Genomic DNA, 23122 nt, shown 5'->3' with positions numbered 1-23122 from the left:
GAGTATGCGCTCGAGACGGTATAAACGTGGTGATCGTGTGAAAATTAATATTAATAAATCGGTATCACCAGAAATGATTGCTTGGCTGAATAAACAATCGAATGCAACCCATTTTTTCTTTTTTGCAGCCCAGCAATTATTTAAGCAAGTAGGAAATATTGATGTATCAAAAACTTTGCCAAATAGCCATGTTTTTTCTTTGCATGCTGAACATTCGCCCATTTTAAAAATTGAAGTGAATCCTTTTAAAAAAGTAGAGTTAGAAAACAATAAGTCTACTGAAAGCATAAAAAAAAAATCGTGGGAATCTGTTGATCAATTAGATTGTCCTTTTTTTTAAAATATAGAAAAGCATAGTTAGAGCCCATCACTATACATACGGATGAAGTGATGGGCTTTTTATTGTGTATATAAGTGTTTGAATTTTTTACGAAATGGAAGTATGTTTTGAAACAGCATTAATTATTTGTTCCCAATCATCCGAGTGGTTTTCATGCCCTGTACCTTCAAGTGTTAGTAATTTGGAATTTGGAATTTCATCGATAAGGGCTAATCCATGTTCAAGTGGAAGTGCTGTATCCTCTGTTCCATGAATGACTAACACCGGTACATGTATCTTTTTCAATGCGCCTTCATAGGAATCATCGCCTGTAAGAAGTGCATGGTTAAACATACTTAATAGATTGTTAGCTCGCTCTATTTCCTGTTTTACTTGTTTATAAGCTCTCTCATCATCAAATTTATGTTTTGCACCACAGAGCAAACGAGATCCTGTAACTAAATATTGAGCTACGGAATCTTTATCCGTCCAGTCCAATTTCGCCCCATTCGCATGATGCGTTAATATTCTTTCATCGATAGGAGGTAAATCACGAGTATTGTCATCAGATCCAATAATACTTGATGCCAGTAAAGTTAAAGTTGTAATTCGTTGAGGGTGTTTTACTGCTGCAATTTGAGCAATCATACCTCCTAATGACATTCCGAAAAGGTGTGCTTTGTCAATTTGATATGCATCAAGGACACCAATTGCATCATTGGCCATATCTGTTACTGTATAATTTGAAGTCCCAGGTTCGTACGTAATAGAACGCCCGACATCACGATTATCATAGCGAATAACGAATTTTCCTGTTTGAGCCAACTTTTCACAAAATTCTTCATCCCAATATACCATTGAACAAGTAGCACCCATAATTAATAAAATCGCTGGGTGAGCAGGGTCACCGAAGCTTTCTGTACATATATCAATCTCGTTTGTTTGGAAGATTTTTTCACTCATAGTTTGTTCCCCATTTCATTTGAAATTTAGTTAATACAATACAATGTAAATGAGTTTGTATCTTAAATTTTATAACCATGATATTCACTCTCCTAAAATCAATTTTTCATCGGTCTTCAATTATTAGAGTTACAGTGTAGTTATAGAATAAGGATGGTTTAAAGGAAGGTTAATTATTTGTTTTTTGCTAAAATTCATTCAATTCTTCTTTTCCTTAGTAGAATAACATAAATGTCATCCTTAATCATTTTTATTTTCAGTCGAGACATAATATTTTGAAAAAAATCGTGAGCTATTAAAGTAAACAGTAAGGAGGGAGATAATTTGAAAGCAATTGCTATTAATCAATATGGTGGAATTGAAGAACTACAAGAGATGCAAGTCCCGAAGCCAGTTATAAAACCAAACGAAATATTAATACGTATTCATGCAACATCTGTAAACCCTGTTGATTGGAAAATAAGAAAAGGAGACTTAAAAGAAAAGTTAGCATTTTCTTTTCCTGTTACTTTAGGATTAGATGCTGCAGGGATAATTGAAGAGGTTGGAGATGAAGTGAAACAATTCAAGCGAGGAGATAAGGTTTTTACAAAATCTGAAAATATCGGGAAAGGTTCTTATGCGGAATATATAGTAGTGAAAGCAGATTTAGTAGCACAAATGCCAAATAATCTTAGTTTTGAAGAAGCGGCATCTGTACCTCTTGCTGGATTGACAGCTTGGCAAAGTTTAGTTGATTATGCGTGTATAAAAGAAGGAGACAAAGTATTAATTCATGCTCGAGCTGGCGGAGTAGGAAGCTTTGCGATTCAAATTGCAAAGGCATTTGGGGCGTATATTGCGACAACAGCAAGTAATAAAAATGCAGCGTTTCTCAAGTCTTTAGGAGCGGATCTTGTTATTGATTACAAGAAAGACAATTTTGCACAGTTACTATTAGACTATGATATTGTAAATGAAGAAAAGCGTTATTTTATGCAAAAGAGCAGCTAGCCAAAGCTAACTGCTTCATGAATTCTAAATTTAATTTTGAGATGTGTCTTTAACTTTGTAGTTCTCATTAGAGTGCACAATAGCTGAGATTTTTTGTTGCTCATTACCAGAGACATGTCCATCTAGGTAAACTTCATGTGTTGCATATTCTCCTGAGAAGCCAATTTCTGTAATGACAATATCAATATTCTTTTCTTTTTTAAAGTAGTCAATAGTTGCTTGTTTGGCTGTTGCTTCTGTCTTTGGCCATGCTTCTTTACTGAATTCATCCGGGGAACCATAGTCCATAATAGCATAGATCCAACCACCGATTGTTAGTAGCATAGCACTCCCTAAAATGAATAGGGGTTTCACTAATTTTTTATTCATGTTTAGTCACCTATCAATTCCATTCTATTTTATATGTGATTTGTTCATGTGAACAATCTGAATATAAAATAAAATTTTTTGCTATTTCATTAGGTGACAATAACATTACAGATTTGTAAGGATCTTTAGAAAACTAAGTTCCGCAAAAAATAACAAAATAGTTATTTGTGCGACACGTTTCCTCATAAGTGTGCAAACACGAAAGAGGAGGGTTATCAATTTTGATAATAACAACTGATTGACTGAAAGTAGAAATGAAAGCCGTCAGGTTGAGCTGAAACTACTTATCTGATACTCCTACATGCAAAACGTGATAGTAGTCGCAAATTGTATGAAGCTAGGTGAAGTCGGCTGAACAAAACCTAAGTGAGAAATCATATGGTAATGGATAGGTCGGGATGCTACAAAATATCTATGGTGAGAATGTCCAAACGGACTGGCGAACTTGTGAATGTACGGGTCTAAACTATTAATACATTAGAAATGTGTATGTCGTTAACGACGACGTTACCTATCGAAAAGTAAGAGTAGATAATATGAAATTCGAAACATCTAACGATGAGGATGTAAAGGTAACAGGCTTAAAGCAAGCACCTAAGGATATATGTATAGCTAAGTCAATCGGAACGTGGTAAGCAAGAAACTGTCGCTAACGTCTACTAACAGACAGGTGTATATAAGGTTCTAACGAACCGAAATTACTTTATTCTTGTGAAGGTGGGGACACAGTACCGACGAAACATGTAGCAAACGTGGAGGGATAGTCCCTAGTCTTGTTCTTTGAAAACTAAATTAACTAGATGTAACCCACAGGATCGAGTAAGATGATGGGACTTTTCGTAAGAAAGGGGAATTAATACATCGGTGAGTACAACATTACGACATGCAGAATATTACGATATACAAAGAGCGTTCGATGATTTATATCAACGTAGCGAAAACAATGCCGCTAAAGGCATAAATTTATATAAACACATCATATCAAAAGAAAATATTCTACTGGCATATAGAAACATAAAGGCTAACACTGGCTCTAAAACTGAAGGAACAGATGGTATCACAATCGACCACTACAAAATGGAAGATGCAGATTCTTTTGTTGATAATATAAGAAAAGCTCTTGCAGACTACAAACCAAATACGGTACGTAGGGTAGAAATACCTAAAGCAAATGGAAAGAAACGCCCATTAGGAATTCCTACAATGAGAGATAGATTGATTCAACAAATGTTCAAACAAGTTCTAGAACCAATATGCGAAGCAAAATTCTACAAGCATTCATATGGATTCAGACCTAACAGGTCAACACACCATGCAATGGCTAGGTGTCAATACTTGATAAACAGAGGGAGATTTAGTCACGTAGTAGATATTGATATACAAGGTTTCTTTGACAACGTGAACCATTCCAAATTATTAAAACAACTATACAACATAGGCATAACTGATAAAAGGGTGCTGACGATTATCTCAAAAATGTTAAAAGCACCAATCAAAGGAGAAGGTATTCCTACAAAAGGAACTCCGCAAGGAGGAATCCTGAGTCCGTTACTTAGTAACGTTGTATTAAACGATTTGGATTGGTGGATATCGAGTCAATGGGAGAATATTAAAACAAGGAAACCATATACAATAGCAACCAAAAATCCATTGTTGATAAAAGCAAAATTGAAGAAAATGTATATAGTTAGGTATGCGGATGATTTCAAAATATTCACCAACAATCATAAATCTGCAACTAAAATATTCCATGCAGTAGAAGGATATCTCAAAAATCAATTAAACCTTAATATATCTAATGAAAAATCAACTATAACCAACCTAAAAAGAAAATCTTCGGATTTTCTAGGGTTCTCTATCAAATCTGTAAAAAAGCGTAAAAGATATGTAGCAAACACATATGTAAGCGAGAAAAAGAAAAAGGATATCCTTGAAAAAGCAAAAACAAGGATTAAAGCAATTCAAAAGAGTCCAACAGCAAAAACAGTATGGGATTATAACTCCTATGTACTTGGTATTAAAAATTATTACAGAATCGCAACACATGTGACCGTAGACTTTGTAGAAATAGCCTTTCGTCTCTCGAAAACTTTGTTTAATCGTCTAAAATCAATAGGGAAATATAAGATTCCTACCAATGCGAATGCATTATACAAAAGAACTCATAGGAACAATTATAGAACCTTTGAAATAGCAGGCAATCATGTATATCCACTAGCGGACATACAAACACGATTCCCTCAAAGTTTCAGTCAAGACATATGCAATTACACTAAGCAGGGAAGACAAAAACTCATCAAAAGCCTAAAGGGTAACATTGCCAATGAAATGCAAAAGATGTTGCTATCCTCCAATAAAGGACAAAGCATGGAGTATACAGATAACAGAATATCCAGGTATTCCATGCAAAATGGTAAATGTGCTGTCATCGGAATCTTCTTAATAGCTGAAGATGTGCACTGTCACCATAAAATACCGAAAGGTATGGGAGGAACTGACGAGTTTAATAACCTGATTATTGTACATGAATTTGTCCACAGATTGATTCACGCTACAAATGAAGAGACGATTAGAACATATATGAGGATACTTCAATTGAACGATAAACAATTGAAGAAAATAAACAAAATCCGTAAAGCTTGTAATCTAGTTACTTTAGCATAAAAGAATAAGATGGGGCGCTGTATGCGATGAAAGTCGCACGTACAGTGCTAAGCGGGGGAAAAGATGGAGATAACTTCAAAGTCTTACCTATCGCAACTATTGCTAAATGCATTTAAAAATTTTGAAGAAGCTTTCTGAAATATAGAAAGGGAAGTTTTGTTTATATAATTTATGTTATTAGAAATTCCCCTTCATTTATCAGTATAGGTATAGAAACTGGATAGAACTTAAGGTATAGGACTTGTAAAAGGTAATCTTGCTGCAGAAAAACTAGCTGCTTGTTGGTTAAAGAACAATGTGGCGGCTCCATTTATAGAGGAAGAAATACGGATGTTTACAGTATCTCCTTGGCTTAATCCATAAATGGTGGCCACAGTAACAGTAACCGTACTAGCAGTATCTCTTGTATCCATAGCAACTGTTATACCGTTAACCAATAAATCAAATCTAATGGAATATCCTGTTAAACCGTTAGGTGCAAAAACAACATTTGAATTAATTTGGTATACCCCATCCTGTTTGGGCACAAATGTGTCAACACCGTTGTATTCACCGTTAAAGTCGAATAGTACTTCAGTGAAACTTACAATTATAGGTGTACCAGCAGTCATAAATTGAGTAACATCTTTATTTGCTCTAAACGCAGATTCTATAGCTCCTGGCCCAGTAGCTCCAGTGTCACCAGTCGGTCCTGTATTGCCGATAGGTCCTGTATTGCCGATAGGTCCTGTATTGCCGATAGGTCCTGTATTGCCGGTAGGTCCTGTATTACCGGTGGAGCCTGTTGGACCTGTTGGTAGTTGGAATGGTGGAATGGGTGATAATGTGGGACCGATCGAACTTGGATCCAGTGCGGCACTATGTAAAATTTCGTATGAATTCAATTCATCCTCTTTAGACATACTGGTTTAGATGAAGATGTCACTCGAAACTATACAGAGTATGAAAGATATATAGAAAGTTATCAAAATAAAATACTGCAAAATGAAGATTTATGTGATGCGATGAAACTTTCTAGAGTTGATGATGATATTAAGGTGTTACCAAAGTTTAATCAGGTAGCAGGGGTCTTACCGTTAGTGAACTTCAGTTCTCATATTTTACACGATTTATTAGCGAACATGGATAGAGATTATCCATTAATGGATATGCTAGAAATCAGTAATCGTGTAGAATATTGGATTCGAAACTCGCAACCTAAAAAGGTTATTAAAGTAAATAAAGAGAAAAACTGGGAGATTTATAAAACATTAAAGGATATAGAGAAAAAATGGTTAGCTGAAGTTTGTGAAATACTTCGTTCCAATTATGATCAATCAAACGTAATGGAACAAATGTATGCGATTTGTCGTGATGAAAACAAAAAGATAATGAGAGAAAACCAAAAAACACTCTTTAGCATCATATACAGGTTAGTTATCGATACAACACATGGGCCGCGAATGCCATTACTTATACATGTAGTAGGTGTTGAAAAAATCACCTCATTATTAGATTTTAATAATGAGGTATAAAAGTAACGCAAGTACTTTTATGAGTACTTGCGTTACTTAAAATATAATTATATTAAAAAATGTGTTACCGTGAATACATTTTTGGACATTCATCGCCAGTTGGCTCATAAAAACAATGGCTTTTAAATTGTCCTACAAACGGTTGGTTATACCACTCTGGTGGGCAAGCTCCAACTGGACGGAAATACCAAAGAGCCCATCTGGCTGGCCAACGCCATTCACCTTGCAAAACACGTCTAGCGATTTCTTTTTCTGAATCACGAGCGCGTTGATAAAAATAACCGTACTGTACTGCTTCAAATCCACCTGGGCTTTGATATACTGCATCACTTACAGTGCGGATTTGTTTGAAATCTAAGCAATCACAAAATACACGGTTTACGACAACACAGCCAACAAGCTGTTCTCCTTGTCGGCCTTCACCTTCAGCTTCAGCACGTATTAAGCGTGCTAGTAAATCAACATCACTTTCAGTGTAAGGAATAAGGGGCATAATCATACCGCCTTTCTTGAGCTGTTATAGTAAAGAGTATGTTTGAAAATTCGCTAAGTGCTTTTTTATTTAAAACTAACTTCTATTTGAAAAGAGGAGACCGTTTAAAGAAGCGCCAATTGTTTATAAAAAACCAAAAATGAAAAGGGAGAGATCATATGTATCGTATTAGTAAAGAACATATCATTTACGCAATGTCACCACAAAATAGGCCGTGCTTACAAGTGGAAATTGGAAGTAAACTAGTATTCGAAACATACGACTGTTTTGAAAATCAAATTCATTCTGAGGATGTCGCATTTAAAGAGTTAGATTGGAATCGGATTAATCCAGCTACTGGACCTGTTTATATTGAAGGTGCAGAAACTGGTGATATATTAGTGATAACGATTGAAAAAATTAAAATCGCAGAGCAAGGAGTATTAACAACTGGACCGAATTTAGGCGTAATGGGCAATGAAATAAAAGAAAATAGAGTAAAGCTTGTTCCGATTCGTAATCAGCATGTGGTGTTTTCTAATGAACTACAAATCCCAATTAATCCGATGATTGGTGTAATTGGTACGGCACCTCAAGAAGGTAGTATTTCATGCGGCACTCCGCACGATCATGGAGGAAATATGGATTGTAAAGAAATGAAAGAAGGGACCACTCTCTTATTACCAGTAAATGTTCCTGGGGCATTACTTGCATTAGGGGATTTACACGCCGCTATGGGAGATGGTGAAATTGGGGTAAGTGGCGTCGAAGTTGCTGGAGAAGTAACTGTGACAGTGAACGTTATAAAAGAAAAACAATGGCCACTACCAATGGCAATTCAAAAAGAACGTATTATAACGATTGCTTCAGAAGAACTATTAGATGACGCGGCGAACCGTGCAGTAAGCAATATGGTTTCATTTTTGAATGAGGAATTAAAGCTTTCTAAAGCGGATGCAACCCTTTTATTATCCGCAGCTGGAAATTTACGAGTTTGTCAAGTGGTAGATCCGCTTAAAACAGCACGAATGGAATTAGGGATAGAATATGTGAGCCAGTTAGGTTTTTCGCTGTGTGCATATATTAATAAATGAATTTGATGAGGAAGGAGATGCTTTAGCATCTCCTTGTTAATTATAACCATCCTTTTTTTATTGCAATTTGTATTGCTTGAAACCTTGAATCAGCCTCTAGTTTCTGTATAGCAGATGATAAATAATTTCTTACGGTACCGTTTGTTAAAAATAAGCTCTGACCGATTTTTTTTGTACTATTCCCATCATTAACCATTCGGAGTATTTCTCTTTCTCGTTCGGTTAAAGGGTTGTTTTCTGTTGAAAATAATGTAGAAGCTAAGCTTGTGCTAATGATATGTTCGCCGGTCATCACTTTGCGGATTGCATGAATTAGGATATCAATCGGCTCGTCTTTCAATAAATAAGCATCTACCTTGATATCTATTGCTTTTTGTAAATAACCAGGGCGAGCAAATGTTGTAACGATTATGATTTTGCAAGGGTGGTTTAGATGCCTTAATTTTTTAGCGATTTCAAGTCCTGTCATGTCAGGGATTTCGATATCAAGTAGGCAGACGTCTGGTTTTTCTTTTATAATAATATCCCATGCATCTTTCCCGTTAGAAACATCCGCAACTATTTTCATATCTTTTTCTAATTTTAGTAGCGAGACTAGTGCCCCACGGAGCATTTTTTGGTCTTCTGCAATTAAAACTTTTATCATATTTTTCCGCCTTCCCTTTCGTTTTTTGACATGTATAAAGAACGAGTCGTCTAAGTCATTTCGTCTGTTCTAATGGAATAGGGAATTTCAAGGTAATAGTTGTTCCGTTATTTTTTTGTGTATGTATTTGTACGGTTCCTTGAAGTATTTTCATTCGTTCTGTAATAGATTGAATGCCAAATCCATATGAATGTTGTTGAAATCCAATTCCATCATCATTTATGGTGAGCGTATAGAAGTCAGCATCTTTTTTTATATTGATAGTACATCTTGTCGCCTTGCTATGTCTTAAAACATTTGTAATCGCTTCTCTTATAGAAAGAGCAACCATCGTTTCTGCAATATTTGAAAGAGTTAAATGATCTGCGTTACCTTTAATGACTAATTGAATACTAGAAGTATATAAAAGTTGGTTAATATGTTCCAATTCATCTTTTAATGAAATATACTTCATATCTGTGACAAGTTCACGTACTTGTTTTAAGGCGTAGCGTGAAGTATCTAAAATGTCGTTTAACTCTCGTTTTGCCTGGGGGGTATCTTTTTCTATTAGCCTTATGGAAAGTTCACTTTTCAGTTTAATCATTGTTAATGTTTGACCTAATGTATCATGAAGATCTCTTGCAATACGGTTACGCTCTTCTTCTTGAATGTATCTTTCAATTTGGGAGTTTGCGGTGTTTAATGCTTTTTGTAAAAGCTTTGATTTTTCACGAATATGAATAATGAGCGGTTGTGTAATTTGTAAAATAATTATAGGTAAAAAAGAGGTTTTTAATATAGTGAAAGAGTGTCCGTAAATTTGATAGCTAACCAGAAGAAACATAATGATAATACCTATAGTTCCAATAGCTATATAGATTTTAGAGTGTGCCCGTCCTAATAAATTCCCTATAATAAATCCATAAGAAAGTAACCATATGTCTATCGAAATTGCAAGGATTGTAAATAAAGCGCAACTGAATAAGCTAGAAGTGAGAAGGCGCCAATCTTTAAACCATAATTTGAGATAAAAAGAAATTAGAATGAGGGTTAAAAAGAATAGTTTCCAATAAAGTGAAATAGATGTTTCAGCTCGTAACATATTATAAAACAAAAAAACAAGAAAAATGACATCTAAAAGCAAATACTTTTCAATTTGATCATGAGGATAAAGCTTTTTTAACATGTTCATATCCCCTAGGTATAAATTAAGATAGAATAGGAAAGGTGAAATCCTCAGGTTTTATAAAGAGAATATCACCAATGCATTGAGAAATTCAGATTTATGTTTTATTAATTAAATTAGAGGTATACTTTCGCGCAGATTCCATCGGGCCGAGTTTAAATTTCTTGAGCCAAAATGTTGCGAAATAAACTTCAAATATACAGATACAAATCCAAACGAAAACAATAGATATAGAGTCCGTATTTCCTCCAAGTCCGAAACCCCAGCCATAAAATAGAATGGAAGTAACAATGTTTTGTAAGACATAACAACTAAGAGACATTTTTCCTACCTTTTCAATGTGATTCCATAACCAAAAATCTACGAAATTTTCCATTAATTTAGCAATTAAAGCGATGTATAAAACGGAAAGGAAAGGGGCGAATAAATAACGAACTGGTAAATCAAAAATCCCACCTGGAATAAAGACTAATAAATTAAGAGGAATTCCAATCATAATACCGTTCTTAAGCATTTTTGTTCGGATTTGTTTTCCGGTTTCACTTGGTGAGAAGGCGCCTATTCGTGTAAGGCGTATGCCTAATAAAAACAAAAAAATATTCATAGGAATAATAATAATTGCTTCCATTCGATTTGCAATAAAGTTTGTAAGTCGATACTGGATTTGTTCAAACCACGTTCCGTTACTATAAAGAGCTGTAACTTCTTGCATGTTTCCTAGTGAAATATTATTTCCTATAAGATGGAAATACATGAATATTACAAGAATTGATAGCATTGCAAAAGCATGAATAAAACCAATTATTTTCATTGTTCGATGAATAGCTGTATTACCATGTTTTATAATAAATGACACAATGATGGCTGTAATTCCATAACTCATTAAAATATCATATTCCATTACGAGAGCGAAATGAACAAAACCTTCTACTACTAATATAAAAGATGTCCACAAATACATCCCTGGCCAAGTGTTTCTTTTTCGTAAAGATTGTTGATATTTTAATTCAAGTCCTACTCCAAACATAATCGTTAATAACCCAAGAAGTTTCCCATTAACTAAAAATAAAATGAATATCCGAACAAAATCATCAAATGATGACCACCAATTGGCGTTGTTAAAAGTGAAAATATATGAAGCATCCCCTAAATGCGCAAAAATCCAAATGTTTGTGCCAAGCGTTCCTAATATAGCAAATCCCCTTAAAACATCAAGTAAACGAATCCTTTCGTTAAATGTTAGCATTATAAACCTCCTTTATGATTATTGTAATAATTGTATCGATGGAGGAAATGATTTTGTATACACAGGTGTCACTTTATGAAAATGACACCTGTCATATAGGAGAAAAGACTATTTATTTTAAGAAGGAAATTGTAATATATTTAAAGTGAAATGTGGTAGTATATGTATTGCATAGTTATTCATTTATGAATGTTGTGTGAAAGGGGTTATACAATGGTTAAAATTATGATTGTAGAAGATGACGTGAAAATTGCAGAGCTGTTATCAGCATATGTTGCGAAATATGGTTACCAAGGGATTATTGTATCTGATTTTCAAAATGTGTTAGATACTTTCATACAAGAAAAGCCGGAATTAGTTTTATTAGATATTAATTTGCCAAGTTTTGATGGGTATTATTGGTGTCGTCAAATTCGAGCTGTCTCTACGTGCCCAATATTATTTATTTCTGCACGTGAAGGTACGATGGATCAAGTTATGGCATTAGAAAATGGTGGTGATGATTTTATTCCGAAACCATTCCACTATGAAGTTGTAATGGCTAAAATTCGTAGTCAATTGAGACGCGCTTATGGAGACTATTCACCGAAACTAGAAGAACGGATGATTGAACAAAAAGGCCTTTGTTTATATCCGGAAAGACTTGTATTAAAGTTACGGAATCAAGAAATTGATGTAACGAGAAATGAAGCTATTTTATTAGAGATGTTAATGAAAAATTATCCGCGTGTTGTCAGTAGGGAAGTATTATTAAATAAGTTATGGGATAGTGAATCGTATGTTGATGATAATACATTAAGTGTAAATACGACACGCGCGCGTAAAAAGTTACAAACGTTACTTATTGAAGGAGCAATTGAAACGGTTCGTAGTGTTGGATATAGACTGCACATTACGTGGGGAAATGGTACGGAAAAATGTTAAAGTTGTTTTTACGTGACCATATACCACTTTTATGTTTTACAATTTTTCAGCTACTAGCTATATTTCTCGTGTATTGGTTTGATGGTTATCACCATATTACAACCGCATTATATGCGATGTTTTTAGGTGTTTGTTTTCTAGTTGCTTATTTATTGTTTCGTTATTTTACACATCGTTCTTTTTATGAGCGTTTAGCAAATCCGCTGAAATCTTTAGATGAGTCTGTTCAAAAGTCTGATTATGCAGTTATATCAACAGCTCTTCAAGACTTATTAGAGGTGCAATATCGCCATTATCAAAATCTACTTCAATTACAGGAACGAAAAAACAATGATCATTTAACTTTTATGAATCAATGGGTGCATCAAATGAAAACTCCTTTATCTGTTATAGAATTAATTACACAGGACGAAATAGACCCTCGTTTCGAAAGTATTGGTGAAGAAACAGATAAAATGAAAAAGGGATTAGAAATGGCTTTACATGTCGCGCGGTTGGAAACATTTACTCAAGATTTTCATGTGGAAAGAGTACAACTACATAAAATAGTGAATGATTCAGTACATGAACATAAACGCTTTTTTATTCGGAATTTTGTGTATCCAGAGATTCATGTTGATAAGAGTATGATTGTAGAGAGTGATGCGAAATGGTTACAATTTTTAATCGGACAAATAATATCGAATGCGATTAAATACTCATCAGGTAATAGAGAAAAAATTAAGGTGAAAGCATATAAGAAAGATAAAACAATTGCACTTGAGATTAGTGATAGTGGAGTAGGGATACCGAAACAAGATTTACCACGAGTGTTTAAACCTTTCTTTACAGGAGAAAACGGCCGGGATTTTAAAGAATCAACCGGTATGGGATTATACCTCGTATATGAAATTACAAAACAGTTAGGACATAATGTAGAAGTCCATTCGGAAGTGGGGAAAGGTACAATGGTACGCATTACATTTCATAATGTGTAGCAGTAACAACGAATAAAACAAAAAGGGCTTCTGTATATAAATAATCTCATTTACTCATAAATCGTATCATGGTACAATATGGTTATTAACGACGGAAAGGATGATGGGTGGCCGATGATTTACTAATCTTATTTTTAAATGTTGAAATTCAATAATTTCAATTTATAAAAAATAGGATTAGTCTGCCCATTTCCATAAGAACGTATTGCTATTTTCGTACAATAGCTTATTTGGGTATAAATAATATAATGACTAATCCTGCCAAATTTACTTGGGAGGATTTTTTGTTCTCCTTTTGAAGAAAGGGATAGATAGTATGACGGAACTTTTAAAATTAAATGATGTGTATGTTGAAATAATGGATCATACGCTATTAAAGAAAATGAAAGCAACAGTAAAACAAGGAGAGATTATCGGTGTTATTGGGAAAAACGGTGCCGGTAAATCGACATTGTTACAATTAATAAACGAAAAAATAGAGCCAGCAAGAGGCCAACTAGAATGGCAACAGATGGACGTTACGATGGCGTATGTTGAACAAGAAAAAGAAGAATTTGCATCTAAAGAATTAACAGCGTTAGAAGTGGAACTTCTCGCAAAATGGGGCGTGCCAACAAATGACTTTCATACATTAAGTGGTGGAGAAAAACTGAAAGTTCGGCTTGCAAAAGGGTTTGCAGAAAACCCGAACTTACTAATATTAGATGAACCGACGAACCATTTAGATGAAAAGAGCACAGAGTTTCTCATTGAACAAATAAAAAACATGAGTGGGGCAGTTATCGTTGTATCGCATGATCGTTATTTTTTGGACGCTGTTGCAACAAAAATTTGGTCACTTGAAGAGAAAAAGTTAAATGAGCATGAGGGGAATTATACGAGTTATATGCAAGCTCGAGAGCAAAAACGAATGACACAGCAACGTGAATATGAAAAGCAACAAAAGAATATTGAACGTGTGGAATCACAAATAAAAGAATTATCATCATGGTCCCAAAAAGCTCATGCCCAGTCTACGAAAAAAGAAGGGTTTAAAGAATATCATCGTGTAAAAGCGAAACGAACGGATGCGCAAATTAAGTCGAAGCGAAAACGTCTCGAAAAAGAGCTTGAAAAAAAGAAAATAGAACGTGTGCAGCCAGATTATACTGTTGAATTTTCTATTCAGGAAAATAAAAAAGTAGGAAAGCGCTTTTTAGAAGTGAAGCAACTAAAAAAAGGTTTTAACGAACGGGTATTATTTGAGAAAGTCAATTTTACAATTCAACATGGTGAGAAAGTTGCACTTGTTGGAGCGAATGGTTGTGGAAAAACAACTTTATTAAAGGTGATTATGGGAACGGAAACAGCCCAAGGGGATATATGGATTTCGCCATCTGCAAACATTGGCTATTTAACACAAGAAGTATTTGATTTACCACTTGAAAAAACACCAGAAGATTTATTTTATAAAGAGACATTTGAAGAAAGAGGAAAAGTACAAAATTTAATGAAACATTTAGGGTTCCAATCTGCCCAATGGAAAGAGCCAATTCAGCAAATGAGCATGGGTGAACGAGTAAAGTGTAAATTGATGGCGTATATTTTAGACGAAAAAGATGTTCTGATTTTAGATGAACCAACTAATCATCTTGATTTACCCTCACGTGAACAGCTTGAGAATACGTTAGCAGAGTATAATGGCACATTAGTAGTCGTATCACATGATCGGTACTTTCTTGAAAAGACGACGAACAGTAAACTAGTATTTTTAAACAATAGTATACAAAAGCAATTGAAAGAAGCACCCAAGCAAAGAAATAACCTTGATGAGTTACGCTTGAAATTGGAAACAGAAAGGCAAGAAGTTTTAGGGAAACTGAGCTTCTTAACATTTCAAGATGAAGAATATATGGAACTTGATAAAAGGTTTAAAGAATTAACGAAGCAAATCAAGGAGCTTTAATATAAAGCGTTCGTGAGTTAACGTATATTGTAAATACGTCGCACCATTCAAATAGGGGGCATCCATTGGTGAAGATGCTCCTTTTTGAATGTTAACATTTAAAAAGAAATTAGGCACAAGCACATATTTTTAAGAAGTGCGTATTATATATCATGAAAAACTGTTTATGTTTTTCATGATATATAATACGAACAAAACTCATTGAAGTAGTTACATAAAAAGTCCACCGTAAGGGGTGGACTTTTTATTGTTTTTTAGAATGAAGAAATATGCCATACTAAAAAGATGGATTTTTAGAAGTGTATATAGTTTGTAAGTTATAAGTGGTAATACAATCAGTGCGATTTGAAGTGATATAATAATTCTTCAAAATAATATATCGCATATCTTTTGATAAAGACTGTAAAGAATGCTACAACTATAATACTTTTCATTCGAAAATATGTATGGTCCATTGTAAATGTAAAGTTGAAATTATAAGTATTATAAAATATATAAGTGCTAGTTATAGTTTTTGAAAAGGTATGACAAAAATTATTGTCAGTTTTTTTAGAAATCTTACAGACCTGTAAGATAAATGAAAGATGAATCAATATGAGATGTAAGACGGTTCCGCTACACTTCATAGTAAGCAGTACAAATGAAGGGAGAATGTAAATGGAAATTTTAAATGCAAAAGGCATTAGTAAGGTGTATAAAGGAAAAGTTCCTTTTAAGGCATTGACTGATATTGATTTGTCAATTCAAGAAGGTGAATTTGTAGGGATTATGGGGCCTTCAGGTAGTGGGAAAACAACACTGTTAAATATGGTGTCTACGATAGATTTTCCAACATCCGGTCAGATTTTAATAAATGGCACAAACCCTTTCCAGCTAACATCAGAAGGTTTGGCTTTATTCCGCCGTCAAAAATTAGGCTTTGTTTTTCAATCATTTAATCTGCTTAGCACACTTACAGTGAAAGAAAACATCGTATTGCCGATGACGTTAGATGGTGTGTCTGTAAAAGAAATGAATAAACGAGTAGAAGAGGTTGCTGAGAAATTAAGTATTACTAATATTTTAAACAAAAGGACCTTTGAAATATCAGGAGGACAAGCTCAAAGAACAGCAATCGCTCGTGCTATTGTTCATAAGCCACAACTACTGCTCGCGGATGAGCCAACAGGCAATTTAGATTCTAAATCTTCAAATGATGTAATGGAGATGCTAGATACTCTTAATAAAGAGGAGAAGGCAACGATGATGCTTGTTACGCATGATCCTTATGCAGCGAGTTATTGTAGCCGGGTAATTTTTATTAAAGATGGTCAATTGTATAACGAGATTTATTGTGGTGAAAGTAGACAAGCTTTTTACCAAAAAATTATAGACGTCCTTGCTTTGTTAGGGGGGAAAAGACATGACTTTTCGTCAGTTCGCATTTAATAATATCTTTCGAAATAAAAGGACATACGCCGCTCATTTTTTAAGTAGTGCATTTTCTATTATGATTTTCTTTACGTATGCACTTTTGTTATTTCATCCTGATTTAAAAGGTGAATTGAAATCGACAAGTGAAACGATAAGTTCATTTGGCACAATGGGATTTAGAATTTCACAAGGTTTGATTTTTGTTTTTTCATTTTTCTTTATCCTATATTCAGTTAGTTCATTTTTAAAAACACGTAAAAAAGAATTCGGTATTTTAATGATGCAAGGTATGTCAATGAAGCAGCTTAAGAAATTATTGTTAATTGAAAGCATGCTAATTGGATTAGGTTCCATTTGTATAGGGATTATAATTGGTCTCATATTTTCTAAATTAGTTTTATTGATTAGTGCAAGTGTCTTAATGATCAGTAACGGATTACCTTTCTATGTACCGATGCAAGCAATACTAGTAACTGTTGTTACGTTTCTTTTCTTATTTTTTATTGTTTCACTTTTCACTTTTAAAATGATAAAGGTGACGGAGCTTGTTGAGCTGATTCAAGCGGAAGAAAAACCGAAACCGGAGCCGAAATCTTCTATGTTGTTATCGCTAGTTTCTTTAATTTGTATAGGATGTGGATATAGCGCAGTATTTCGTTTTATATCAAGTCACAGTTTTATTATGTTAGGAATTGGTGTGCTTCTTGTCATTATCGGAACGTACTTTTTATATACACAGTGTAGTGTTTATATATTGCATATTGCCAAAAAGAGTGAATCTTTATTTTTAAAGAGAACAAATATATTAACGTTTTCGGAATTGATTTACCGTATGAAAGATAATGCGACAATGTTTTTTATTGTATCGATTATTTCAGCTGTTGCGTTTACAGCAATTGGTACAACAGCTGCTTTAGGTAATAAAGAATTAGTAAGAATGACAAACCCATACACATTTTTGTATGTAAGTTCTGAAAAAGATAAAGAGGTAAATGAACATCTTGCTATTATCAAAAAACATCTTACTGATGCCAATATTCCTTATCGGATGGCTTCAACTTCACATAAATATACAGAAAGTAATGTTTACGTACTGAAGTTAAGTGAATATAACGAACTTGCGAAAGCGCTCGGTTATCAACAGGAAATAATTGAAAAAGAAGATGAAATTTTACTAGTCCCTGGAATGGTATCACAAAAACAAGAATTTAAAAATGGTGACTATAAAAAGAATATTGAAGTGATTCAAGGGGATTGGATGGAAACCTTTCATGTGAAAAAAGCTGTAGAAAATTTAGTTTTACCACATGACGTAGGAAGTATTTTAATTGCAGTGCAAGATCATGTGTTTGATGAAATTCCTTTTACTGCTGAGCGGGATAATGAGCTTGCTGAACATCGTATTTATGGCTTTGTTGTAGATGATTGGATGAAAACAAAAGAAATTTCAAGTCAATTAAATAGTATATTTGATAAGGATAGTAGAGACGGGAGTTTCTTCTTTCAAACGCTAGCATTAAAGTGGTTAGAAGCAAAACAAACGAACGGATTACTACTTATGGCAAGTGTTTTGGTTGGAATTGTCTTCTTCACATTTGCTGCTAGTTTTATCTATTTCCGGTTGTATACAGATTTGGACCGCGACCAACAGCAATATAAAATGATTTCGAAGATGGGTTTAAGTAGACGAGAGTTAAGGAAAGTTGTAACGAGACAGTTATTATTAATGTTCTTCTTGCCAATTGTCATTGCCGTTGTTCATACTGTAGTCGCTTATACAGCATTACAACAATTAGTTGATTTTTCCATTTTAAACAGTTCCATTATTATATTGATTTCATTTATATGTATACAAATACTATATTTCTTTATGACACGTTGGCGTTACCTGCAAAAGCTTTATAAGACTATGGAGCAATAAGGGAAAAACGACTATCAAGAGTACGTAAAGGAGTATAGTAAACTGAATTTGAATCATGAAAGGAATTGTGATGAAAAAAACAATAGCTATTTTCATATTAATTATAATCGTTTTAACAAACTTAAGTGCATGTTCTAAAAAGGAAGATTCATTTCCGGCCAATGGCGTATTAATTATTGGGGATGAAAACTATTCTTTCCCTATTCTTGATCGTTATAAAGAAAATACAAATAAAAAAGAAGTATTTTCAGTAAAAACAGGTAAATTCGGAAAAGGAAAAGTATTAATTATAGATGAATCCACTGCGCAGTCTATGATTAAAGCGAAAGTTTTTCGGAAACGCGATGTAAACAAGGGGCTAGATTCTATACCTATGGATACATTGCCAAATATTCCGAAAGAGGGCTCTTTATTATTTACACATGAAGACGAAGAGAGGATGAAAAATATTGAATTAGGAGGTAAGATGGTTCCTGTTATATATGATAGTAATGCTTGGATTGGTAACACTCGTGATTATAGGACGCAATGGTATGTTGTTGTGGCTAAAAATAATGTATATAAAGAAATAAAAGCAAATGAAACGAAATTACAACTTCTTCATTTGAAAAAATCTTTAGGCGACGAGAAACCTAAGATGTCAACAGATAATACATTGACGAATGAGTATTTAAAAATGAAAAAGCAAAATAAAGATTTTGATCAATTATTATCTGTACAATTTGTAAAGATTGAAGAAAAATCTTAAACAAAAACTTCAAGGTTGAAAAAAACTTTATCAACCTTGAAGTTTTTTAAATTTATAGACAATTCAAATAACATAGTTTACAGTATGTTTAAGTTAATAAGTAATTGTGATAGAGAACTGGAGATCCACAATGTATAACTTTGGCGCTATGCCAAAGTATAGTTGGGGGTCTTTTTTCAATAAAAAAGGAGGATTGAATGTAATCGTTTTATTTGAAGAGAGAAATAGAAAAGGGGATGGATTATGAAAAGGTTAACTTGGGGATTTTTCGTTTTATGTATTATTGTTTCGAGTGTCGTTATGCCAAAATCAAGTTACGCAGCGGATGCCAAAAGTAACAATAACCCTATTGTTTTAGTGAATGGCTTTGCTGGATGGGGAAGAGATGAAATGCTTGGCGTACGATATTGGGGTGGTGTAAATGATATACAAGAAGATTTAAAGAGAAATGGATATGAGGTACATACAGCTGCTGTTGGACCTGTTTCTAGTAACTGGGACCGTGCATGTGAGTTATATGCACAAATTAGTGGGAGGACAGTGGATTATGGTGCAGCGCATGCTAAGAAACATGGACATAATCGTTTTGGAAGAACGTACGTTGGATTCGTTCCAAATTGGAGTGAATCCAATAAAGTTCATCTTGTTGGACATAGTATGGGAGGGCAAACAATACGGACATTAGTACAATTATTAAAAGAAGGAAGTTTGGAAGAAAAAGAATATGCTAAGAAGCATACTGATGCAAAGATATCTTCATTATTTGAGGGCGGGAAATCATATGTTCATAGTGTTACGACATTAGCAACTCCTCATAACGGAACAACACTTGCCGATGGTAGCCGCCTTTTACCGTTCGTAAAAGAATTACTCATCACAGCTGCAAGTTTAAATGGAAATGATAATCTATCATTATATGATTTTAAATTAGATCAATGGGGAATCAAAAAGAATGCAGGAGAGTCCTTTTTACAATACACAAACCGTATATTAAATAGTTCGGTTTGGAAAGATACGAAGGATATTAGCCAGTGGGATTTAAGTACAGATGGAGCGAAAGAATTAAACGATTGGGTGAAAACGCAACCAGACGTATATTATTTATCGTATAGTGGACATGCTACACAAGCTGGTCCTATAACAGGGGTACATCTCCCTCATATCACGATGAATAAAGCATTGATGGGTAATGCATTTTTCTTAGGCTCATACGCAAGGTACGAACAAAATCGTCCATTTATTGATGGATCTTGGTGGCAAAATGATGGTGTGGTAAATACAAATTCTATGATTGCACCTACTGCTACTGGGGCTGTAAATAATACTGGTTCTTTAGAGAGAGGGAAATGGAATCATATTGAGACGAAAGAAAATTGGGATCATCTTGATATGGTAGGGCTAAGTGTTTCTGATTCACTAGGTTTTTCTGACATTACTGGTTTTTATCGGACGATTGCTAAACAATTAACACAGTTACCTAAATGAAAGTATAAAAGCTCTCTCAATAGAAATTGAGAGAGCTTTTATACTATACTAAAAATAAAGAACGTATTAGTAAAATATTTTGGGGTGAAAATATGGTAATTAATGTCGTATTATCTGGTTATGGAACAGTAGGGAGAGAATTTATTACATTAATAAATGAAAAATATTCATATATAAATGAAATGTACGGAATTGACTTGTGCATGAGTGGCATTATAGGGAGAAATATAGCAATTTATAACGAAAAAGGTTTGCATATAAATGATTTAATTACTTATGGTTCTGGAACACAGGCAATTCAAAGGTATGTAGAATGTTATCCAGAAGATTACGGAATGGCTCATATGAATGGAAACGTATTGATAGAGGCAACTGCTACAAATCTCGAAGATGGAGATCCTGGGAAACAATATATGAAACAAGCAATTCAAAATCATATGGATGTAGTTGCTATTTCAAAAGGAGCACTTGTTACAGGGTGGAGAGAATTAAAAGAAGCAGCCCAAATCGCTAATGTCCGGATTCGTTACAGTGGTGCAACTGCTGCAGCATTACCAACACTAGATATTGGACAATTTAGTTTAGCTGGCTGCAATATTGAAAAGATAGAAGGTGTATTAAATGGGACAACAAATTACATCCTGACAAAAATGTATGCAGAAGGTATGACTTTTCAAGAAGCATTGCAAGATGCGCAAAAACAAGGAATTGCTGAAACGAATCCGTCGTTAGATGTAAGTGGACTAGACAGTGCTTGTAAATTATTACTCTTGGCAAATAGTTTATTGAGGACCGAATATTCACTTGGAGATATATGTATAAAGGGAATAGAGAATGTTACAAAACAACAAATTCAACATGCAAAAGAACAAAGCAAACCTATTAAATTAATTGCATCAGCATATAAAGACGATGCTGGAGCTATAAAACTTGAAGTGCATCCTTGTGAGATAGAGAAAGAACATCCATTAGCTAATGTAAATGGAACAGAAAAAGGAATTACGTTCTTAACGGATACCATGGGGCGAGTTACCATAATTGGAGGAGCGTCAAATCCACGCGGAGCAGCAGCAGCGGCTTTGAAAGATGTAATTCATTTATATCGCAAGGATATATAATTTTTAGTGGATAGATTAAATAATGAACTTCAAAAGTATATTGACAAAATATTTTATTCATGATATGATTATAAGTTATTAGGTCGACTTAGTTAGTGCTGCTATGATACATATTAATAAGAGTTTTAATTATTAATATGTACTAAGGAGGAAGTCTGAATGAAAATAGCAAATGGATTAGCTATGTTGGAATTAGAAATACAAGGGTTTAGATTAAATCCAACATTATTGTGGGATGATGAAGAAGCTATATTAGTTGATACTGGGATGCCAGGTCAATCAGAACAAATTCGTGAAGCGATGAATCGTCTAAATGTGCCATTTGATAAATTAAAAACAGTGCTTTTAACACATCAAGATATCGATCATGTTGGAAGTCTTCCTGAAGTTATACAAAAAGTAGGTCAGTCTATTGAAGTTTATGCACATGAACTAGATAAACCTTATATTGAAGGGGAATTTTCTCTTTTGAAAGGTGATCCGAATAAAATGAATGAACAACAATGGGTAGCATTACCAGAGCCTTTGAAAGCTATATATTTAAATCCTCCTAAGGCGAAAGTAAATCATATTTTAAGACATGGACAGATATTACCTTTTCTCGATGGAATTGAAGTGATTCATACGCCAGGGCACACACCAGGACATGTTAGCTTATATATCGGAAAATATAAAACGTTAATTGCAGGTGATGCATTAGTATGTGTGGAAGGGAATTTAAAAGGACCGGTTCCACGTACAACACCAGATATGGAAACCGCAATGAAATCACTTGAAAAATTATTAGCATTTGATATTGATAGAGTCATTTGTTATCACGGTGCTATATGTGATGTAAATGTAAAGGAACAACTTAAAAGATTAGTAAGAGAAGAAGATTAATTCATTTTAAATAAGGGTTGAACGGTTCGATATGTTGGACAGTTGTATTAATTGTGCTATGATGAGTATGAAAACTACATATTTATCCACTAGAGGTGCCTAGTATAGGCTGAGATCAAAGAATATTTTGAGACTCTTAGTACCTGATCTGGTTAATGCCAGCGTAGGGAAGTGGAAGAGACGGAAAATGATGTTCATTAATATTCACACTGTCTAATTCACTTTCTTTACGTATGTAAAGAAAGTTTTTTTATTATGTGC

19 protein-coding genes, 2 pseudogenes and 1 riboswitch are annotated in these 23122 nt (G+C 34.0%); of the genes and pseudogenes, 14 read left to right on the top strand and 7 right to left on the bottom strand.

What is annotated here, in order from left to right:
- Nucleotides 1-4 precede the first annotated feature (4 nt).
- Nucleotides 5-340 carry a hypothetical protein gene (locus DJ93_RS25765; protein WP_042983888.1) on the top strand — a complete coding sequence of 112 codons (336 nt, stop codon included), beginning with the start codon at nucleotides 5-7 and terminating at the stop codon, nucleotides 338-340.
- Nucleotides 341-427: 87 nt separating this feature from the next.
- Here DJ93_RS25765 and mleBCA read toward each other — a convergent pair whose 3' ends face one another.
- Nucleotides 428-1282, bottom strand: coding sequence for a BCA family alpha/beta fold macrolide esterase (mleBCA, locus tag DJ93_RS25760; protein ID WP_042983887.1), 855 nt, complete (start codon nucleotides 1280-1282; stop codon nucleotides 428-430).
- 324 nt (nucleotides 1283-1606) lie between these two features.
- Here mleBCA and DJ93_RS25755 point away from each other — a divergent pair.
- Nucleotides 1607-2236: pseudogene (locus DJ93_RS25755) on the top strand (NADP-dependent oxidoreductase); the annotation flags it as partial.
- A 69-nt stretch (nucleotides 2237-2305) separates the two neighbouring features.
- On the opposite strand, the gene DJ93_RS33395 reads toward DJ93_RS25755, so the two are convergent.
- The gene (locus DJ93_RS33395; protein WP_042983886.1) at nucleotides 2306-2644 is read right to left on the bottom strand and encodes a hypothetical protein; all 339 of its coding nucleotides are present in this window, start codon (nucleotides 2642-2644) and stop codon (nucleotides 2306-2308) included.
- A gap of 864 nt (nucleotides 2645-3508) precedes the next feature.
- On the opposite strand from DJ93_RS33395, the gene ltrA reads away from it, so the two are divergent.
- The gene (gene ltrA, locus DJ93_RS25745) at nucleotides 3509-5308 is read left to right on the top strand and encodes a group II intron reverse transcriptase/maturase (RefSeq protein WP_042979365.1); all 1800 of its coding nucleotides are present in this window, start codon (nucleotides 3509-3511) and stop codon (nucleotides 5306-5308) included.
- Nucleotides 5309-5535: 227 nt separating this feature from the next.
- Here ltrA and DJ93_RS34485 read toward each other — a convergent pair whose 3' ends face one another.
- Nucleotides 5536-6192 carry an exosporium leader peptide-containing protein gene (locus tag DJ93_RS34485; protein WP_277620674.1) on the bottom strand — a complete coding sequence of 219 codons (657 nt, stop codon included), beginning with the start codon at nucleotides 6190-6192 and terminating at the stop codon, nucleotides 5536-5538.
- A gap of 15 nt (nucleotides 6193-6207) precedes the next feature.
- Between DJ93_RS34485 and DJ93_RS25730 the strand changes: the two are divergent.
- A pseudogene (locus DJ93_RS25730) lies at nucleotides 6208-6822 on the top strand (lysine--tRNA ligase); the annotation flags it as partial.
- Nucleotides 6823-6886: 64 nt separating this feature from the next.
- Here DJ93_RS25730 and DJ93_RS25725 read toward each other — a convergent pair.
- Nucleotides 6887-7315 (bottom strand): cell wall hydrolase, encoded by a 429-nt coding sequence (locus DJ93_RS25725; protein WP_042983885.1) that lies wholly within the window; start codon nucleotides 7313-7315, stop codon nucleotides 6887-6889.
- A gap of 158 nt (nucleotides 7316-7473) precedes the next feature.
- Between DJ93_RS25725 and DJ93_RS25720 the strand changes: the two genes are divergently transcribed.
- Nucleotides 7474-8388 (top strand): acetamidase/formamidase family protein, encoded by a 915-nt coding sequence (locus tag DJ93_RS25720; protein ID WP_042983884.1) that lies wholly within the window; start codon nucleotides 7474-7476, stop codon nucleotides 8386-8388.
- 40 nt (nucleotides 8389-8428) lie between these two features.
- On the opposite strand, the gene DJ93_RS25715 is transcribed toward DJ93_RS25720, so the two are convergent.
- From DJ93_RS25715 to DJ93_RS25705, 3 genes are all read right to left on the bottom strand, one after another.
- Nucleotides 8429-9034 (bottom strand): response regulator transcription factor, encoded by a 606-nt coding sequence (locus DJ93_RS25715; protein ID WP_042983883.1) that lies wholly within the window; start codon nucleotides 9032-9034, stop codon nucleotides 8429-8431.
- Between the two features lie 55 nt (nucleotides 9035-9089).
- Nucleotides 9090-10202: a sensor histidine kinase gene (locus DJ93_RS25710; protein WP_042983882.1), complete on the bottom strand. Its 1113-nt coding sequence runs from the start codon at nucleotides 10200-10202 to the stop codon at nucleotides 9090-9092.
- 97 nt (nucleotides 10203-10299) lie between these two features.
- Entirely contained in the window at nucleotides 10300-11448 is a 1149-nt protein-coding gene (locus tag DJ93_RS25705) for a DUF418 domain-containing protein (protein WP_042983881.1), read from the bottom strand.
- Nucleotides 11449-11661: 213 nt separating this feature from the next.
- On the opposite strand from DJ93_RS25705, the gene DJ93_RS25700 reads away from it, so the two are divergent.
- From DJ93_RS25700 to DJ93_RS25660, 9 genes are all read left to right on the top strand, one after another.
- The gene (locus DJ93_RS25700; protein WP_042983880.1) at nucleotides 11662-12372 is read left to right on the top strand and encodes a response regulator transcription factor; all 711 of its coding nucleotides are present in this window, start codon (nucleotides 11662-11664) and stop codon (nucleotides 12370-12372) included.
- A complete protein-coding gene (locus tag DJ93_RS25695; RefSeq protein WP_042983879.1) occupies nucleotides 12366-13349 on the top strand; it encodes a sensor histidine kinase in 984 nt (327 codons plus the stop codon). Before DJ93_RS25700 ends, DJ93_RS25695 begins: the two co-directional genes overlap by 7 nt.
- A 316-nt stretch (nucleotides 13350-13665) precedes the next feature.
- Nucleotides 13666-15294, top strand: coding sequence for a ribosomal protection-like ABC-F family protein (abc-f, locus tag DJ93_RS25690; RefSeq protein ID WP_042983878.1), 1629 nt, complete (start codon nucleotides 13666-13668; stop codon nucleotides 15292-15294).
- A 657-nt stretch (nucleotides 15295-15951) separates the two neighbouring features.
- Nucleotides 15952-16722, top strand: coding sequence for an ABC transporter ATP-binding protein (locus DJ93_RS25685; protein WP_042983877.1), 771 nt, complete (start codon nucleotides 15952-15954; stop codon nucleotides 16720-16722).
- Nucleotides 16697-18628 (top strand): ABC transporter permease, encoded by a 1932-nt coding sequence (locus DJ93_RS25680; protein WP_042983876.1) that lies wholly within the window; start codon nucleotides 16697-16699, stop codon nucleotides 18626-18628. Before DJ93_RS25685 ends, DJ93_RS25680 begins: the two co-directional genes overlap by 26 nt.
- A gap of 70 nt (nucleotides 18629-18698) precedes the next feature.
- Entirely contained in the window at nucleotides 18699-19376 is a 678-nt protein-coding gene (locus DJ93_RS25675; protein WP_042984381.1) for a lipoprotein BA_5634 family protein, read from the top strand.
- Between the two features lie 243 nt (nucleotides 19377-19619).
- The gene (locus DJ93_RS25670; RefSeq protein ID WP_042983875.1) at nucleotides 19620-20861 is read left to right on the top strand and encodes an esterase/lipase family protein; all 1242 of its coding nucleotides are present in this window, start codon (nucleotides 19620-19622) and stop codon (nucleotides 20859-20861) included.
- A 92-nt stretch (nucleotides 20862-20953) separates the two neighbouring features.
- Entirely contained in the window at nucleotides 20954-21979 is a 1026-nt protein-coding gene (locus DJ93_RS25665; protein ID WP_042983874.1) for a homoserine dehydrogenase, read from the top strand.
- A 159-nt stretch (nucleotides 21980-22138) separates the two neighbouring features.
- Nucleotides 22139-22861, top strand: coding sequence for an MBL fold metallo-hydrolase (locus DJ93_RS25660; RefSeq protein WP_042983873.1), 723 nt, complete (start codon nucleotides 22139-22141; stop codon nucleotides 22859-22861).
- An 81-nt stretch (nucleotides 22862-22942) separates the two neighbouring features.
- A riboswitch (TPP riboswitch) is annotated at nucleotides 22943-23048 on the top strand.
- Nucleotides 23049-23122 lie beyond the last annotated feature (74 nt).

This window comes from Bacillus clarus, from assembly GCF_000746925.1.
GTDB classification, from domain to species: Bacteria; Bacillota; Bacilli; order Bacillales; family Bacillaceae_G; genus Bacillus_A; species Bacillus_A clarus.
The sequence above is the reverse complement of the archived record's forward strand: the minus strand, read 5'-3'. Positions and strand labels throughout refer to the sequence as shown.

What these genes read in the sequence shown, in the direction of transcription:
- DJ93_RS25765 (WP_042983888.1), top strand. Translation starts at nt 5, where the DNA reads ATGCGCTCGAGACGGTATAAACGTGGTGATCGTGTGAAAATTAATATT.
- mleBCA (WP_042983887.1), bottom strand. Translation starts at nt 1,282, where the DNA reads ATGAGTGAAAAAATCTTCCAAACAAACGAGATTGATATATGTACAGAA.
- DJ93_RS33395 (WP_042983886.1), bottom strand. Translation starts at nt 2,644, where the DNA reads ATGAATAAAAAATTAGTGAAACCCCTATTCATTTTAGGGAGTGCTATG.
- DJ93_RS25725 (WP_042983885.1), bottom strand. Translation starts at nt 7,315, where the DNA reads ATGCCCCTTATTCCTTACACTGAAAGTGATGTTGATTTACTAGCACGC.
- DJ93_RS25720 (WP_042983884.1), top strand. Translation starts at nt 7,474, where the DNA reads ATGTATCGTATTAGTAAAGAACATATCATTTACGCAATGTCACCACAA.
- DJ93_RS25715 (WP_042983883.1), bottom strand. Translation starts at nt 9,034, where the DNA reads ATGATAAAAGTTTTAATTGCAGAAGACCAAAAAATGCTCCGTGGGGCA.
- DJ93_RS25710 (WP_042983882.1), bottom strand. Translation starts at nt 10,202, where the DNA reads ATGTTAAAAAAGCTTTATCCTCATGATCAAATTGAAAAGTATTTGCTT.
- DJ93_RS25705 (WP_042983881.1), bottom strand. Translation starts at nt 11,448, where the DNA reads ATGCTAACATTTAACGAAAGGATTCGTTTACTTGATGTTTTAAGGGGA.
- DJ93_RS25700 (WP_042983880.1), top strand. Translation starts at nt 11,662, where the DNA reads ATGGTTAAAATTATGATTGTAGAAGATGACGTGAAAATTGCAGAGCTG.
- DJ93_RS25695 (WP_042983879.1), top strand. Translation starts at nt 12,366, where the DNA reads ATGTTAAAGTTGTTTTTACGTGACCATATACCACTTTTATGTTTTACA.
- abc-f (WP_042983878.1), top strand. Translation starts at nt 13,666, where the DNA reads ATGACGGAACTTTTAAAATTAAATGATGTGTATGTTGAAATAATGGAT.
- DJ93_RS25685 (WP_042983877.1), top strand. Translation starts at nt 15,952, where the DNA reads ATGGAAATTTTAAATGCAAAAGGCATTAGTAAGGTGTATAAAGGAAAA.
- DJ93_RS25680 (WP_042983876.1), top strand. Translation starts at nt 16,697, where the DNA reads ATGACTTTTCGTCAGTTCGCATTTAATAATATCTTTCGAAATAAAAGG.
- DJ93_RS25675 (WP_042984381.1), top strand. Translation starts at nt 18,699, where the DNA reads ATGAAAAAAACAATAGCTATTTTCATATTAATTATAATCGTTTTAACA.
- DJ93_RS25670 (WP_042983875.1), top strand. Translation starts at nt 19,620, where the DNA reads ATGAAAAGGTTAACTTGGGGATTTTTCGTTTTATGTATTATTGTTTCG.
- DJ93_RS25665 (WP_042983874.1), top strand. Translation starts at nt 20,954, where the DNA reads ATGGTAATTAATGTCGTATTATCTGGTTATGGAACAGTAGGGAGAGAA.
- DJ93_RS25660 (WP_042983873.1), top strand. Translation starts at nt 22,139, where the DNA reads ATGAAAATAGCAAATGGATTAGCTATGTTGGAATTAGAAATACAAGGG.